Annotated in this window: 13 protein-coding genes and 1 tRNA gene; 11 read left to right on the plus strand and 3 right to left on the minus strand. The window is 34.9% G+C overall.

Annotation, left to right across the window (positions count from 1 at the left end; genetic code table 11):
- Window positions 1–166 precede the first annotated feature (166 nt).
- The 9 genes from DMA14_RS03170 (at window position 167) to DMA14_RS03210 (ending at window position 9,692) form a co-directional block, all read left to right on the plus strand.
- Window positions 167–1,705, plus strand: a complete 1,539-nt coding sequence (locus DMA14_RS03170) for an alpha-N-arabinofuranosidase (protein ID WP_111423070.1) — start codon at window positions 167–169, stop codon at window positions 1,703–1,705.
- 229 nt (window positions 1,706–1,934) lie between these two features.
- Entirely contained in the window at window positions 1,935–3,626 is a 1,692-nt protein-coding gene (locus tag DMA14_RS03175; RefSeq protein WP_111423072.1) for a ribulokinase, read from the plus strand.
- A complete protein-coding gene (locus DMA14_RS03180; protein WP_111423074.1) occupies window positions 3,610–4,311 on the plus strand; it encodes an L-ribulose-5-phosphate 4-epimerase in 702 nt (233 codons plus the stop codon). The genes DMA14_RS03175 and DMA14_RS03180 overlap by 17 nt, the downstream gene beginning before the upstream one ends.
- 155 nt (window positions 4,312–4,466) lie before the next feature.
- Complete coding sequence (gene araA / locus DMA14_RS03185; protein ID WP_111423076.1) at window positions 4,467–5,975, plus strand: L-arabinose isomerase; 1,509 nt, start codon at window positions 4,467–4,469, stop codon at window positions 5,973–5,975.
- Window positions 5,976–6,187: 212 nt separating this feature from the next.
- Window positions 6,188–7,372: an aldose epimerase family protein gene (locus DMA14_RS03190; RefSeq protein ID WP_111423077.1), complete on the plus strand. Its 1,185-nt coding sequence runs from the start codon at window positions 6,188–6,190 to the stop codon at window positions 7,370–7,372.
- 172 nt (window positions 7,373–7,544) lie between these two features.
- Window positions 7,545–8,423 (plus strand): alpha/beta fold hydrolase, encoded by an 879-nt coding sequence (locus DMA14_RS03195; RefSeq protein ID WP_111423079.1) that lies wholly within the window; start codon window positions 7,545–7,547, stop codon window positions 8,421–8,423.
- Window positions 8,424–8,499: 76 nt separating this feature from the next.
- Window positions 8,500–8,970 (plus strand): OsmC family protein, encoded by a 471-nt coding sequence (locus DMA14_RS03200; RefSeq protein WP_111423080.1) that lies wholly within the window; start codon window positions 8,500–8,502, stop codon window positions 8,968–8,970.
- Window positions 8,971–8,983: 13 nt separating this feature from the next.
- Window positions 8,984–9,163, plus strand: coding sequence for a hypothetical protein (locus DMA14_RS03205; protein WP_111423082.1), 180 nt, complete (start codon window positions 8,984–8,986; stop codon window positions 9,161–9,163).
- A 73-nt stretch (window positions 9,164–9,236) separates the two neighbouring features.
- The gene (locus DMA14_RS03210) at window positions 9,237–9,692 is read left to right on the plus strand and encodes a hypothetical protein (RefSeq protein ID WP_111423084.1); all 456 of its coding nucleotides are present in this window, start codon (window positions 9,237–9,239) and stop codon (window positions 9,690–9,692) included.
- A gap of 82 nt (window positions 9,693–9,774) precedes the next feature.
- Here the strand turns inward: DMA14_RS03210 and DMA14_RS03215 are convergent.
- Window positions 9,775–9,854 (minus strand) — tRNA-Leu (locus DMA14_RS03215).
- Window positions 9,855–10,141: 287 nt separating this feature from the next.
- Between DMA14_RS03215 and DMA14_RS03220 the strand changes: the two genes are divergently transcribed.
- Window positions 10,142–11,083: a ribose-phosphate pyrophosphokinase gene (locus DMA14_RS03220; protein ID WP_111368496.1), complete on the plus strand. Its 942-nt coding sequence runs from the start codon at window positions 10,142–10,144 to the stop codon at window positions 11,081–11,083.
- Window positions 11,084–11,192: 109 nt separating this feature from the next.
- Entirely contained in the window at window positions 11,193–11,804 is a 612-nt protein-coding gene (locus tag DMA14_RS03225; protein ID WP_111368498.1) for a 50S ribosomal protein L25/general stress protein Ctc, read from the plus strand.
- Window positions 11,805–12,042: 238 nt separating this feature from the next.
- Here the strand turns inward: DMA14_RS03225 and DMA14_RS03230 are convergent, their stop codons facing one another.
- On the minus strand, window positions 12,043–13,668 hold the full coding sequence (locus DMA14_RS03230) for a tail fiber domain-containing protein (protein ID WP_157957656.1): 1,626 nt from the start codon (window positions 13,666–13,668) through the stop codon (window positions 12,043–12,045).
- 220 nt (window positions 13,669–13,888) lie between these two features.
- Window positions 13,889–15,763: tail fiber domain-containing protein (locus DMA14_RS03235; RefSeq protein WP_203418243.1), on the minus strand; the 1,875-nt coding region annotated here is incomplete at its 5' end.

Genomic DNA, 15,763 nt, shown 5'->3' on the forward strand with positions numbered 1-15,763 from the left:
TGTTCAGAAATATGTTTTTTAATATGGTTAAATTGACTATTAGTTAATTTTTTAACTATATTTACAAATGTTTAAAACACACTTAAATGCTGTTTGAATCTTTTTTTAAACTTAAAAATATTCAAATCGACTTATAAAAAACCTTACTTACTATTAAAACCACATTATGAAAAAACCACTTTTCCTTTTGGCGATGGCACTGTTTTATCAGCACGCATTTTCTCAGATTACTACAATTTCGATAAAAAACAATAATGATTCGCCTATTATTAGCAAGCATATTTATGGTCATTTTGCAGAACATTTAGGACATTGTATTTACGGTGGATTTTTTGTTGGAGATACTTCTAAAATTCCAAATACCAACGGAGTTCGAAATGATATTGTAAAAGCATTAAAAGATTTAAAAATTCCGAATTTAAGATGGCCAGGCGGATGTTTTGCTGATACATATCATTGGAAAGACGGAATAGGTCCGAAAGAACAGCGTCCGACAATTGTAAACCAATGGTGGGGCGGAGTAACAGAAGACAACAGTTTCGGAACGCACGATTTTTTAAATATGTGCGAATTGCTTGGCGCAGAACCGTATTTGTCTGGAAATGTCGGTAGCGGAACAGTTCAGGAATTGGCAGACTGGGTGCAGTATACCAATTTTGGAGGCAAAAGTCCGATGAGTGATATGCGAAAGAAAAACGGTAGAACTGAGCCGTGGAAAGTAAAATACTGGGGAATTGGAAATGAAGCTTGGGGCTGCGGAGGAAATATGACCGCAGATTATTATGCGAACGAATATAAAAAGTTTGCCACTTTTATGTCTGATTGGGGAAATATAGGTGGAATTACAAGAATTGCGTCTGGAGCAAACAGCTCTGATTACAATTGGACAGAAGTTTTAATGAAAAACATTCCGTTAAGTATGCTTGGCGGTGTTGGTGTTCATCATTATGCCGTAATCAATTGGGATAAAAAAGGCTCTGATGTTGATTTTACCGAGAAAGAGTATTTCTTAACCATGCAGTCTGCTTTAAAAATGGAAGAATTAGTGACAAAACATGCTGCTGTTATGGATAAATATGATCCAGAAAAAAAGGTGGCCATGATTGTAGACGAATGGGGAGGCTGGTATGAAGTTCAGAAAGGAACAAATCCTGGATTTTTATATCAGCAGAATACCATGAGAGATGCGGTTTTGGCTGGGGCAACTTTAAATATTTTCAATAATCATGCAGACCGAGTTAAAATGGCAAATCTGGCGCAATGCGTTAATGTGCTTCAAGCTGTAATCTTAACGGACAAAGCAAAAATGATCACGACTCCGACCTATCATGTCATGAAAATGTATAGCGTACATCAAGATGCTAAATTGATTCCGATCGAATTTACATCACCTTCTTATTCTTTTAACGGACAAAGTATTCCAGCAGTTTCGGCTTCGGTTTCAAAAGATGCAAGCGGATTGGTTCATATTTCATTAGTGAATGTTGATGCCGTAAATAAAAATAAAGTCGAAATTGATGTGGCTTCGCTTGGCGCTAAAAACTATACAGCAAGTATAATTACGGCTTCAAAACTTCAGGATTATAACTCTTTCGAAAATCCAAATAAAATTGTTCCAGTTGCTTTTAAAGGTTTTGAAAACAAAAAAGGAAAGTTAGAAATTACAATTCCGCCATTTTCCGTATTGGTTTTAGAAGGAAAATAACATTTAAATACATTAAAAATTTTTCATGAAGATGCGACTTTATGGATTTTAGATGAAATAATCGCAATGTTATAAATGTATTGTTAACATTTATTTTTTGAAAAGGTGCTAAAATGCTGTTTTAATGCATTTATAGCAAAAATTAATTATGCAATTTCAATTAAGTGTTTTTTGTACACTTATAAAATATTTATCTCTATATTTGTCAATATTTTAAAAATAAAATAGAATGAAAAATTATGTAATAGGATTGGACTACGGAACAGATTCTGTTCGTGCGGTGCTGATTGACGCTGAAAATGGACAAGAGTTGGCATCGAATGTTTCTCATTACAAAAGATGGAAAAACAAACAGTATTGTGATGCCTCTATAAACCAATTTCGTCAGCATCCTTTGGATCATATCGAAGGATTGGAAATTACAATTCAAAATGTAGTTAAAGAAAGTAAAGTTGATCCTTCATTAGTAAAAGGAATTTGTATCGATACAACAGGATCGTCTCCAGTTCCAGTTACAAAAGATGGAACGCCATTAGCATTGACAAAAGGTTTTGAAGAAAACCCGAATGCGATGATGGTTTTATGGAAAGATCACACTTCAATCAATGAAGCAAACGAAATCAACGAATTGGCAGTAAGCTGGGGAGGAGAAGACGTAACAAAATACGTTGGAGGAATTTATTCTTCTGAATGGTTTTGGGCAAAAATTCTTCATATCGCAAGACAAGATGAAGCAGTTCGAAATGCAGCCCACACTTGGATGGAACATTGCGATTTGATGACCTATTTATTAATCGAAGATAAAGATTTAAAAACTTTCAAAAGAAGCCGTTGCGCAGCAGGTCACAAAGCCATGTGGCACACAGACTGGAACGGATTGCCACCAGTTGAATTCTTAGAAAAATTACATCCATATTTAGCGACTTTACGTGGCAATTTATATGATGAAACCTATACGTCAGATTTAGTTGCTGGAAAATTAAGCAAAGAATGGGCAAAGCGTTTAGGACTTTCTACAGAAACAGTTGTGGCTGTTGGAACTTTTGATGCACATTCTGGAGCAGTTGGTGCTAAAATCGAAGAGAATACTTTGGTTCGTGTTATGGGAACTTCAACTTGTGATATCCTGGTTGGTTCTTATGATGAAGTGGGAACAAAAACGGTTCGCGGAATCTGCGGACAAGTTGATGGTTCTGTAATTCCAGGATTTATAGGTTTAGAAGCAGGACAATCTGCTTTTGGCGATTTATTGGCTTGGTACAAAGAATTATTAATGTGGCCAACAGAACATTTATTAGGAGCTACGTCACTTTTAAATGAAACTCAAAAAGAGCAGTTAAGAGAAGAATTCAGCGATAAATTAATTGTGGAATTAACTAAAGAGGCAGAGAAAATTCCAGTTTCAGAAAGTCTTCCGATTGCTTTAGATTGGATTAACGGACGTAGAACTCCAGATGCCAATCAGGAAGTAAAAAGCGCCATTTCTAATCTTTCTTTAGGAACAAAAGCGCCACATATTTTCAAAGCTTTAGTAAACGCAATCTGTTTTGGAGCGAAGAAAATTGTAGACCGTTTTGAGGAAGAAGGTGTAAAAATCGACAGCGTAATCGGAATTGGTGGCGTTGCAAGAAAATCTCCTTTTATTATGCAGACTTTGGCTAACGTTTTAAACAAGCCAATTAAAATCGCAGCTTCAGACCAAACTCCGGCTTTAGGTGCGGCAATTTATGCAGCGGTTGCGGCAGGAATTTATCCAAATGTAATTGAAGCGAGCCAAAAAATTGGAAGTGATTTTGACGGAGAATATTTCCCTCAATTAGATAAAGTAGCGGCTTATAATAAACTACTTATTGCTTACGAACAATTAAGTGCTTTTGCAGATCCAACTATTAAAATTTCTCAAAATGAGTTCTCAGTATAAAGATTTAAAACAAGAATGTTACGAAGCCAATATGCAGTTAAATGCATTGAATTTGGTGGTATACACTTTCGGAAACGTAAGTGCCGTGGACAGAAAAAATGGTGTTTTTGCCATTAAGCCAAGCGGTGTTCCTTATGAAGATTTAAAACCTGAAGATATTGTTATTGTTGATTTTGATAATAATGTTATCGAAGGTACAATGCGTCCGTCATCTGATACAAAAACGCATGCTTATTTATACAAACACTGGCCAAATATTGGAGGTGTTGCACATACGCACGCGACCTATTCTGTGGCTTGGGCACAATCTCAATTGGATATTCCAATCTTCGGAACGACACATGCGGATCACTTAACAGCTGATATTCCGTGTGCTCCGCCAATGGCAGATTCTTTAATTGAAGGAAACTACGAACACAATACTGGAATTCAGATTTTGGATTGTTTCAAAGAAAAAAATCTTTCATACGAAGAAGTAGAAATGATTTTAATTGGAAATCACGGTCCGTTTGCATGGGGAAAAAATGCTGCAAAAGCGGTTTACAACAGTAAAGTCTTAGAAGTTGTGGCAGAAATGGCATACTTAACTTTACAAATAAATCCGAACGCACCAAGATTAAAAGATTCATTAATAAAGAAACATTACAACCGTAAACACGGAAAAGATTCGTATTACGGACAATAGTTTTTGTTTCAGGTTTCAGATTTATTTTGTTTCAAGTTTTTGAAACGTTGAACTTGAAACTTGAAACAAATAAAATTTAAAACAAAAATAATAACAATTCGAGTTTTCAGATTCCAACAACTTGAAACCTGAAACTTGAAACAAAAAATAACAAAATGATTGACATTTCTCAAAAAGAAGTATGGTTTGTAGTAGGAAGCCAGGAATTATATGGTGAAGAAACACTTAGAAAAGTAGCAGAACATTCACAGATTATTGCAAAAGGGTTAGATGCTTCGTCTTCAATTCCAGTAAAAGTGGTTTACAAAGATGTGGTGAAATCTCCTTCACAAATTTTAGATGTGTGCTTGGCAGCGAATTCTGAGAAAAACTGTATCGGAATTATTGCTTGGATGCATACTTTCTCTCCAGCAAAAATGTGGATTGGCGGATTAAATATCCTTAAAAAGCCATTATGCCATTTACATACACAATATAACGCTGAAATTCCGTGGGGTTCTATCGATATGGATTTCATGAACTTGAACCAATCGGCTCACGGAGATCGTGAATTTGGTTTCATTATGTCTAGATTACGTAAAAAACGTAAAGTTGTGGTTGGACACTGGGAAGATCAAAGAGTTCAAAAACAATTAGGAATCTGGTCAAGAGTCGTTCTTGGATGGGACGAACTTCAAAACCTAAAAGTAGCTCGTATTGGAGATAATATGCGTGAAGTTGCCGTTACAGAAGGAGACAAAGTAGAAGCTCAAATTCGTTTCGGAATGTCTGTAAATGGATATGATTCTTCAGACGTTACGAAACATATCGAGAAAGTAACCGACAAACAATTAAACGATTTATTAGCAGTTTACGAGCAATCATACAACTTAACTGATTCTTTAAAAGAAGGTGGAGCACAAAGAAGTTCATTAGTTGAAGCAGCAAAAATCGAATTAGGATTAAGAGCTTTCCTTGAAGAAGGAGGTTTTGGAGCTTTTACAGATACGTTTGAAAACCTTGGTGTTTGGAAACAATTACCAGGAATCGCAACACAAAGATTAATGGCCGATGGTTATGGTTTTGGTGGAGAAGGTGACTGGAAAACCGCTGCAATGGTTAGAGCTTTAAAAGTAATGTGTATTGGTCTTGAAGGCGGAACTTCTTTCATGGAAGATTATACATACCACTTCACACCTCAAAAATCATACGTGTTAGGTTCTCACATGTTGGAAATCTGTCCTTCTATTGCTGATGGAAAACCTTCTTGTGAAGTACATCCATTAGGAATTGGAGGGAAAGAAGATCCAGCTCGTTTGGTATTCAATTCTCCTGCAGGAGACGCAATCAATGTTTCTTTGGTTGATATAGGAACACGTTTCCGTTTAATTGTAAACGAGGTGGAAGCAGTTAAACCAATGGCTGAATTGCCAAAACTTCCGGTTGCACGTGTTCTTTGGGATTGCAAACCAAATTTAGAAGTTGCAGCAACCGCTTGGATCTTGGCTGGTGGAGCGCACCATACAGTTTACAGCCAGTCAATTACAACAGAATACATGGAAGATTTCGCTGATATTGCCGGAATTGAGTTATTGGTTATTGACGAAAAAACAACAGTAAGAGAATTCAAAGATAAAATCAATGCCAACGAAGCTTATTTCCATTTGTTTCAACACGGACTTTAATTTAAGGTACTGAGGTTCTAAGTTGCTAAGATTCTAAGTTTTTGTTACTTTTAAACTTGTTGAGCAAATTGCAACGGAGATAAAATGGATTTTATAGTAAAAAAAATCACTGTAAATCCGTGTCTTCGCGAAAGCGAATCTGTTTTATCCGCGTTCAAATAATAAGCTCAAAAGATTATTAACATTTCACAAACCCCAAAAAACTATTATTCATGAATGTATTAAAACGCTCACTTTTTATATTAAGCATGCTCGGTATTGCTATAGTTTTAGTTCAATGTAAAAACGATAAAAAAGCTGATACAGAAAAAGTTGCAATTGAAGGAAAAGATTTAGTTACAATTGACAAATCAGAATACGGAACTACTGCTAAGGGAGAAAAAGTAGAGAGCTATAAACTGAAAAACCAAAACGGGATGGAAGTTGACATCATCACTTTTGGTGGAAGAATTACAGATTTGAAAGTGCCAAATAAAGAAGGCGTTTCAGAAAATGTAGTTATCGGTTTTAATTCTTTGGCACAATATGAAAAAGAGAATCCTTTCTTCGGAGCTTTAATCGGAAGATACGGAAACCGAATTGCTAAAGGTAAATTTTCTTTAGATGGAAAAGATTATCAATTAGCGATTAACAATGCACCAAATGCTTTACACGGTGGTCCGCAAGGATTTTTTAATGTGGTTTGGAAAGCAGATGAGGTTAAATCTGGCGAAAACGCTTCTCTAAAATTATCTTATATAAGTAAAGATATGGAAGAAGGTTATCCTGGAACCTTGAAGGTTTTTGTGACTTATACTTTAACAAATGACAATCAATTAGAAGTTTTGTATGAAGCAACAACAGACAAAAAAACGGTTGTTAACTTAACACAGCATTCTTATTTCAATTTATCAGGAGATTTTACCAAAACAATCTTAGATCATGAATTGACTTTAAATGCTGATAAATTAGTTCCAGTTGATGCGGATTTAATTCCAACAGGAAAATTAGAAGATGTTGCCAATACACCTTTCGATTTCAGAACTCCAAAATTAATTGGAAAAGATATCAATGCTAAAAATGATCAGTTAGAAAAAGGAAAAGGCTACGATCACTGCTGGGTGTTGAATAATCCTGAAAAAGGAAAAACAATCATTGCAAAAGTATATCACGCAGCAAGCGGAAGAGTTATGGAAATGACAACAGACGAACCTGGAATTCAGTTCTATTCTGGAAATTTCCTTGATGGAACTTTGCCAATGCCAAACGGAGGAACTTTTGCACACAGAACAGGACTTTGTTTAGAAACTGAACATTATCCAGATTCTCCAAACCAGAAAAATTTCCCAACAACGGTTTTAAACCCAGGAGAAAATTATAAAACGAAAACTACTTTTAAGTTTTCAGTAAAAAAATAGTTTTAGAATCTGTTTATTAATTTAGTAATTTTCTAAAAACCTCGAAAGTTTATGCTTTCGAGGTTTTTTTGTTTGTAAATATGAAAACGCATTTCTTTCAACAAGTATTTTATTGATTTATTCGAATCTTTCTTACATTTGAGAAATAACTATCCTAAAAAAAAACTTACTTATGAAGAAACCGATTAAATTACTAATGCTCGTATTGACCTATTCTGTATGTGTAATAGCAAACGCTCAGGTTCAGATGAATTTTAAATTTGATACGCCTTATGGTAAAAATTCCGCTGTCGGAAAATTTGTTGAACTCAATGGTGCTAAAATCTACTATGAAGAATACGGAAAAGGCGAACCTTTGTTATTGATTCATGGAAATAGTGGAAGTATTGAGACAATGGGAAATCAGATTGATTATTTTAAAAATAAATACAGAGTCATTGCTGCCGATAGTAGAGGACATGGCAAATCAGAGTTGAAAACTGATTCTTTAACATTTGTCCAAATGACAAAAGATACTGAAGCATTAGTTAATCACTTAAAACTGGATTCAATAAGTATTATCGGATGGAGTGATGGAGGGATTGTTGGATTGCAAATGGGTATTTCAGGGAAGTCAAAAATAAAAAAAATTGTAGCGATGGGTGCCAATTTACGACCTGATTCTACTGCTATTTATTCATGGGCGGTAAAAGGTCTTCAGAACGAGAGAAAACTGTTTAGTACAAAAATTAAAGAAAAAGACACTAGCGAGAACTGGAATCTATTGAAACAAATTTCTGGACTTTTAGCAGATCAGCCTAATATTGTAGCAAAAGATTTATCAAAAATTAAAGCAAAAGTGCTTGTAGTAGCAGGAGATAGAGACGTAATCAGAAATGAGCATACGGTTGAAATTTTCGAAAATATACCAAAAGCACAGTTATGCATTATGCCTGGAGAAACTCATTTTGCGCCGGCTTCAAGTCCGGAAGTATTTAATGCAATAGCAAATAAGTTTTTATCAGAACCTTTTAAAAGACCAGATTCAGATTTTACTAAATGGGGTAAATAAAATTAGATCATTAGAATTGTATTATTTTAGCCATGAATTTCAACTTCATGTAATTCGTGGCTAAAAAAACAAAAAAATGACTTTCAAACACCTATTCAAAGCAGAAGTAAATTGGACTTCCAAACAAAACCCAGCAGATTCTTCCAAAAGATTCTATAGTAAAAGCCATCAGATTAAAATTGAACGAAAACCAGTTTTAGATATATCGGCAGCAAAAGCTTTCAAAGGTGATCCAGCATTATATAATCCTGAAGATTTATTGTTGAGCAGTTTAGTTTCCTGCCACATGATGTCGTATTTATATGTGTGTGCTCAAAATGGAATTGAAGTTCTCGAATATTCAGATAATGCAGAAGCAACATTAGAAGTAAATCCAGATGGAAGCGGTCGTTTTGTTGAAGCAAGATTATATCCGAAAGTAAAAATTTCAAATTCCGATAAAAGAGAATTGGCTTTAGACTTGCATCATAAAGCAAATCAATTGTGTTTTATTGCTAATTCGTGCAATTTTTCAATTTTTCATGAGGCGAGTTGTGAGGTTATTTAATTAATAGAGATTTATGAAGATAGAAAATACAACAGATAAGAATAAAGATGATAAATCTTTACTAAATGATTTTCAAAAGAAAGCTATTGATGAAGCTTTGGATAATATTGAAAAAGGGAAAGTGCTGTTTCACGATGAAGTTGTAGAGGAGACTAAAAAACGTTTTCCTCACCTGTTTAATAGGGTAAATTGATGTTACGGAAAACCATATTTCTGTTTATTGATAAAATGCTACATTTGAACATTGTGTCTTAAATTTAAACCAAATGAAAAAAGTCTTTTTTAGTTTATTTCTATTCATTTCAGTTATAGCAATTGGCCAAAATAGTTCAATTGAAAAACCACCTAAAAGGACATGGAAAATTTTAATTAAAAATAATAATAACAAGGATGTTAATTTTAAATTGGCAGGACAGATTATAATAGATAATGATTTTTCAATTGAAAAGAAAGATTCTGATTATTTAACTTTGGAAACAAGTCCAAAAGTAACTGATGGAAAAACAAGTACTTATTATTTGAAATTGATTTCAAAAGATAGTTTAATTGTATTAACCGGCATGGCAAAATCACGTATTAATGTTCAATTTGCAAATGTCGAGGAAGAATATACAAAAATACAAAATAGTGGAATGAAAGGTTCTATTGCTAAAGATCAGTTCGATTCAATGTTTAATTTTGCGAAATTATTTAATTCTGAAATTGAATTTATAACGGAATAGAAATTAAAAAGCACAGTTATATAACTTATATGCTTTAAAAAAGCATAAAAAAAACCTCTTCATTGATGAAGAGGTTTTTATGTACCCGGAGCCGGAGTCGAACCGGCACGGTTTCCCACAGGTGTTTGAGACCAGCGCGTCTACCAATTCCGCCATCCGGGCGTAGCAGACGAAAAAATAAATGATAAATCAGTTATTTTAACGCAATAGAATGAAGTCATAAATGGCGTCATTCCTTTAACACGGTGCAAATGTAAAAAATAATTTTAAACGAACTACTAAAAATACTTAAATTTTTGCTTTCAGTGTTCAATAAATTTTATAAATTTGCAGCTCGTTAAAACGAAGCACACACAACTAACTACATCCGAGACATTTATATGCATTCTGCTTTATTGAAATATAAAGTTGAATTTTTTAAAAGTAACGGAATAAAACAACAAATTACAATGTCGCACCTAGAACCAGAAGCTAAAATTTTTGCTTGTTCACAAAGTGTTTATCTTGCAGAAAAAATTGCAAAAGATTACGGGATTCCGTTAGGAAAAGTAACGATGTCAACGTATAGTGACGGAGAATTTCAGCCGTCTTACGAAGAATCAATCAGAGGTTTACGAGTATTTATCGTATGTTCAACTTTTCCAAGTGCAGATAATCTGATGGAATTGTTGTTAATGATTGATGCAGCAAAACGTGCGTCAGCAAGACATATTACAGCTGTTATGCCTTATTTTGGTTGGGCAAGACAAGATAGAAAAGACAAACCAAGAGTTCCGATTGGAGCTAAATTAGTAGCAAACCTACTAACAGCTGCAGGAGCAACAAGAATCATGACAATGGATTTGCACGCAGACCAGATTCAAGGATTCTTTGAAAAACCAGTAGATCATTTATTTGCATCTACAATCTTTTTACCATACGTAGAAAGTTTAAAATTAGAAAATCTAACAATTGCATCTCCAGATATGGGAGGTTCAAAAAGAGCATATGCTTACTCTAAGTTTTTAGAATCAGACGTAGTAATCTGTTACAAACAAAGAAAAGCAGCCAACGTTATCGACACTATGGAGCTAATTGGTGAAGTAAAAGGACGTAACGTAATCTTAGTAGACGACATGATCGATACAGGGGGAACTTTAGCGAAAGCGGCAGACCTTATGATCGAAAAAGGAGCGCTAAGCGTAAGAGCAATTTGTACGCACGCTATTTTATCTGGCGGAGCATACGAGAAAATTGAAAACTCGAAACTAACAGAATTAATCGTAACTGATTCTATTCCGTTAAAGAGAGAATCAAAGAAAATAAAAGTGGTAAGCTGCGCGCCTTTATTTGCTGAGGTTATGCAAATGGTTCACCACAACAATTCCATCAGTGGAAAATTCATTATGTAAAAGTAGTAAGCTGTAGGCTTATTCACTTTGCATAAAAAAAAGCCTAAAGCCTATTGCTTAAAGCTTACAGCAAACAAGAATATTTATTTAATAACTATATTTTTTTACAATGAAATCGATTACAATTAAAGGATCAGAAAGAGAAAGCGTGGGCAAAGTGTCAACTAAAGCCTTACGTAATGCTGGACAGGTACCTTGCGTTTTATACGGAGGAAACCAAGCAGTACACTTCTCAGCAGACGTAACTGCATTCAAAAACTTGGTTTACACTCCAAACGCTCACACAGTTGTGATCGAACTTGGAAAAGGAAAATCATTCAATGCAATTTTGCAAGATATCCAAGTTCACCCAGTATCTGACAAAATTTTACACATTGACTTCTTCCAATTATTTGATGATAAAGAAATCACAATGGAAGTTCCTGTGAAAATCGTTGGTACATCTAAAGGTGTTCTTGCGGGAGGTGTTTTACGTTTGAACCAACGTAAATTAAAAGTTAAAGCTTTACCAGCAAATCTTCCTGATTTTGTTGAAGCTGACATCACTCCACTTGAAATGGGTAACAAATTATATGTTACTAAAGTTGGAAAACCAGAGTACAAAATTATGCACCCAGACAACACTGTTGTTTGTCAAGTAAGAATCTCTCGTGCTGCTATGAAAGCTGCTCAAGAGGCTGCAAAAGCTGCAAAAGCTCCTGCAAAAGGAAAGAAAAAATAATTTTTTTCAACTCAATACAAAAAGCCTCAATCTTTCGATTGGGGCTTTTTTTTGTTTTTTGAGCACTCCTTATTAATCATATAATGAATGTTTAAATCTTCTTATTTAATCATACATCATTCGTTTTGATTTGTACGGAGAATGTTTTTTCAGAATAAAGCTTCTTTCAAAGAGAGCAAAAAATCCCGATTACATTGCAATCGGGATTTTTAATAGATTTTATATTGTAATCTTGTGATTACTTATTTATTGCTTTTTCAAGTAATAATAAACGCGTTTCAAGATCTGAAATTTTATTGTTTTGTTTTTCAATTAATTCTTGTTGTTCCTGTACTGCTTTTACTAGAGGAACTACAAATTCTGAATAGCGCAAACTATAAAACTCATTATCATTTGCTGGTTTTACAATACCGCTAAACTGATAGTTGATTTTGTTTGCTGCAGCTTCTACTTCTTGAGCAATAAAACCAGATTGTAAATCTTGTGTTCCTGTTTTCATGTAATAGGTAACAGGACGTAATTTGCTGATAAAGTCTAAACCATGAGTACTGCTTACAATATCTTTTTTTAGACGAATATCTGATGGATTTGACCATGCAACCTGACCGCCTATACTAGTCATGTTTGCATTTCCAATTTGTACGGTATTTGATCCCTTCCCAACAGCATTATAACCAATTACAATTTGATTTCTTTCGCCATTTGCCGATGCTTTGGCATTTGCTCCTATTACTATTGATTCGTCCATATTTGCATGAGTTGTTCCTGCCTGGTAACCGATACCAATATTGTTTGTTCCATTAACAACACCTTTCATAGCACTAAATCCTAATGCAACATTATTGGAGTCTAAATTGTTGTAAAGAGCCTCGACACCACTGGCAGTATTATTGTTTCCTGAGATATTTTTGTATAAAGCAGATTTTCCTATAGCTGTATTATTATTTCCAGCGTTATTTACAAAAAGAGATTCTTTTCCAACAGCGGTATTACTGCCACCTGTAGTATTTGTAAAAAGAGATCTAAATCCCACAGCTACATTTTCATTTGCATTGTTAACCATGAGCGCTTGTTTTCCTAAAGAAGTATTATTGTTTCCGCTTGTATTTGAATAAAGAGATTGATATCCCATTGCAATATTGTTGCTCCCAGTTATATTTTTAAACATTGCATCAGTGCCTAAAGCGACATTATTTGTACCTCCAGCAGAAGCATTTACAGCAGGCATAGCCCTATAACCAAAAGAGGTATTGTCTTGTGCAAGGACGCCACTAATAAAGTTATTTCTTTTAAAAATTAAATCTATATCATCGGTAGTTCCAACAAAGTTGATTCCAGCAACGGTTCCAGAATTTCCTTTAATATCCCATTTCATTTTTAATTCTGTGGCCAAATCACTTATTGCCCCTTGTACATTTGTAGAAGGAACTGCCACAGTTGTAGCTGATGAGATAATGGCATCACTTGGAGTTTCATCTGCAGTCTCAACGGGTGAATTTATTATGTATGGGTCCTCTTCTGTTCCTGTTCCGTCAATCGTAACATTTTTCCCTGCAATAATTTTTCCAATTTCATCTGAAGAAGCAATTTTTTTCCATTTGTCAATGTACCAATAATAATATCCAGGAGTAATGTCTGCAATAGTTGAGGTATTGAAAACTAATAAGCTGTTAACGTTTCCATTGGTAATCGTAACATCATCTGTAGAGCTTTGTAAAGAAACTCTAGGAATTAAGATTCCTCTGTTGTCGGCAGTAATCTCTAGTTGAGTGGCATTGTTTGGAGTTTTTGTTCCAATACCTACTTGAGAATATGTAGCGAAGCTTGTTGAAATAAGAAATAAGGTAAATATCTTGTTTTTCATAATCATAAAGAAATTGTTGAAATATTTTTTTTGCAAAGGTCAGTTGGAGATTTAGTTGCTTATTGCCTTAAACGGGTTTTTAAATAACAGATTAAGACATATTGTGAAAATTGATGTAAAAAGTTCTTTTTGGATATGAGGAAAACAGATCATAAAAAAATCCGATTACATAATGCAATCGGATTTTTTGTTTTAATTATTTCTTTTAAAAGAATGGCGATTATTTTTTATCAGTTAATTGTTTTACCAAAGCTTTTAACTCTTCTATTTGAGCTTGCTGTTCTTTAATGGCATTAATTAATACAGGAACCATTTCAGAATAATTAACTCCAAGTGTTTTATTGGCGTCATCACCAACATTTACCACTTCTGGTAAAATCGTTTGTACTTGTTGTGCTGACACTCCTATTTTTACTTTACCAGTATTATCTTCTTTCCAGTTATACGAAATAGGATTGATTTTAAGAACATCTGCTAAACCGTATTTAAGTGGTGTGATATTTGTCTTCAAACGAATATCTGAGGTTTGGATTGTACCGTTGATCGCATATACAACTCCCCATAGATTAGTTGCTGAACCTAAAGTTTGAGCTGCTGCTCCTGTTGGAATAATGCTGCCATTTGGACTAAAAATTATTTGATCGGCAACTCCAGATAAATTAAATCTGATATCGCTTAATACATTGGTTCCGTTGCCAACATAATAACCGGTAATTGCTGAAAGTGGGGCTGCTGCATTCGTACCGACATTTCCTCTCATACTTATTGAACCCAATAAATCGCTAGTTTGTAAATTTTGTGCACTTCCTAAGCTACCTCTTTGTCTGTCTAAAATAATAGTAGGGGCCACTACCGTTGATCTATCATCATAAGATGTAATACGCAGAATACTTTTGTTATCGGGATCTGATTTGTCTTTAAGCAAATGCAATAGAGCAGATGGAGTAGCGGTGTTAATACCAACGTTACCATTTGATTTAACGATCATACGTAATGCATTGTTTGCATTTCCGGGATCAGCGGCATCTCCTGTGCTAATTGCTTTTTCTGTAAAAAACATAATTTCTTTGTCTCCTTGACCTGCAATAAGACCTAGACCTCCTTTTGAAGGAAAGTTTGCTGTTGTTCCAAGATATCCAGTCCATGCCCCTTTACTATTAAGATACAATGTACCAATATTATCAGATGCTGACGCAGTACTAGTTGTTATAAATTGCTGATAGGCTCCATTATTGTTTAAAGGTGTCGCGTAAATATCTAAATTTGCTTTAGGTGCAATAGTTCCAAGACCCAGTCTTCCAATAGTGGTTAATCTCATTTTTTCGGTGTTGTTTGTAATAAACGGAAGGTCAAAATTAGTTTTTGTGCCTAATGTTTTTATTGCATCAAGTCCGTTTAGAGCATCGTTCCCATCTAATAACCAAGGCATATCAGACCATTCAATTATTCCTGATTTGTTTGTAGTCAGTATTGCTGGTGTGTTTACTGCAGGAACCATGTTTACTTGTGTGTCTACAAGTGTGGCTCCAGTTCCAGAAACAACTTTTAATACTTTTCCGCCATTGTCTGGTGTTTTAGTAGTAAGATCTTTTTTTACAACATCAACAGTAATATCTGCATCTAATACTTTACCAGTTCCTGTAACTGTAATTGATGTACTTCCGGCTTTTAAATCACCTTTAGTTATTGTTTGTGGAGTAGAATCTCCCTTTGGGCCTTGCGGTCCAGATGCGCCATCTTTACCGTCAATTCCGTTCAGACCGTCTTTTCCATCAAGACCGTCTTTTCCGTCAGCGCCTGCAATTCCTTGCGGTCCAGCTGCGCCGTCTTTACCGTCGATTCCGTTCAAACCGTCTTTCCCATCAATTCCGTCCTTTCCGTCAGCGCCTGCAATTCCTTGAGGTCCAGCTGCTCCATCTTTACCGTCGATTCCGTTCAGACCGTCTTTCCCATCAATTCCGTCTTTTCCGTCAACACCTGCAATTCCTTGCGGTCCAGCTGCGCCGTCTTTACCGTCGATTCCGTTCAAACCGTCTTTCCCATCAATTCCGTCCTTTCCGTCAGCGCCTGCAATTCCTTGAGGTCCAGCTGCGCC

It is taken from the genome of Flavobacterium sharifuzzamanii, from assembly GCF_003254585.1.
GTDB lineage: Bacteria > Bacteroidota > Bacteroidia > Flavobacteriales > Flavobacteriaceae > Flavobacterium > Flavobacterium sharifuzzamanii.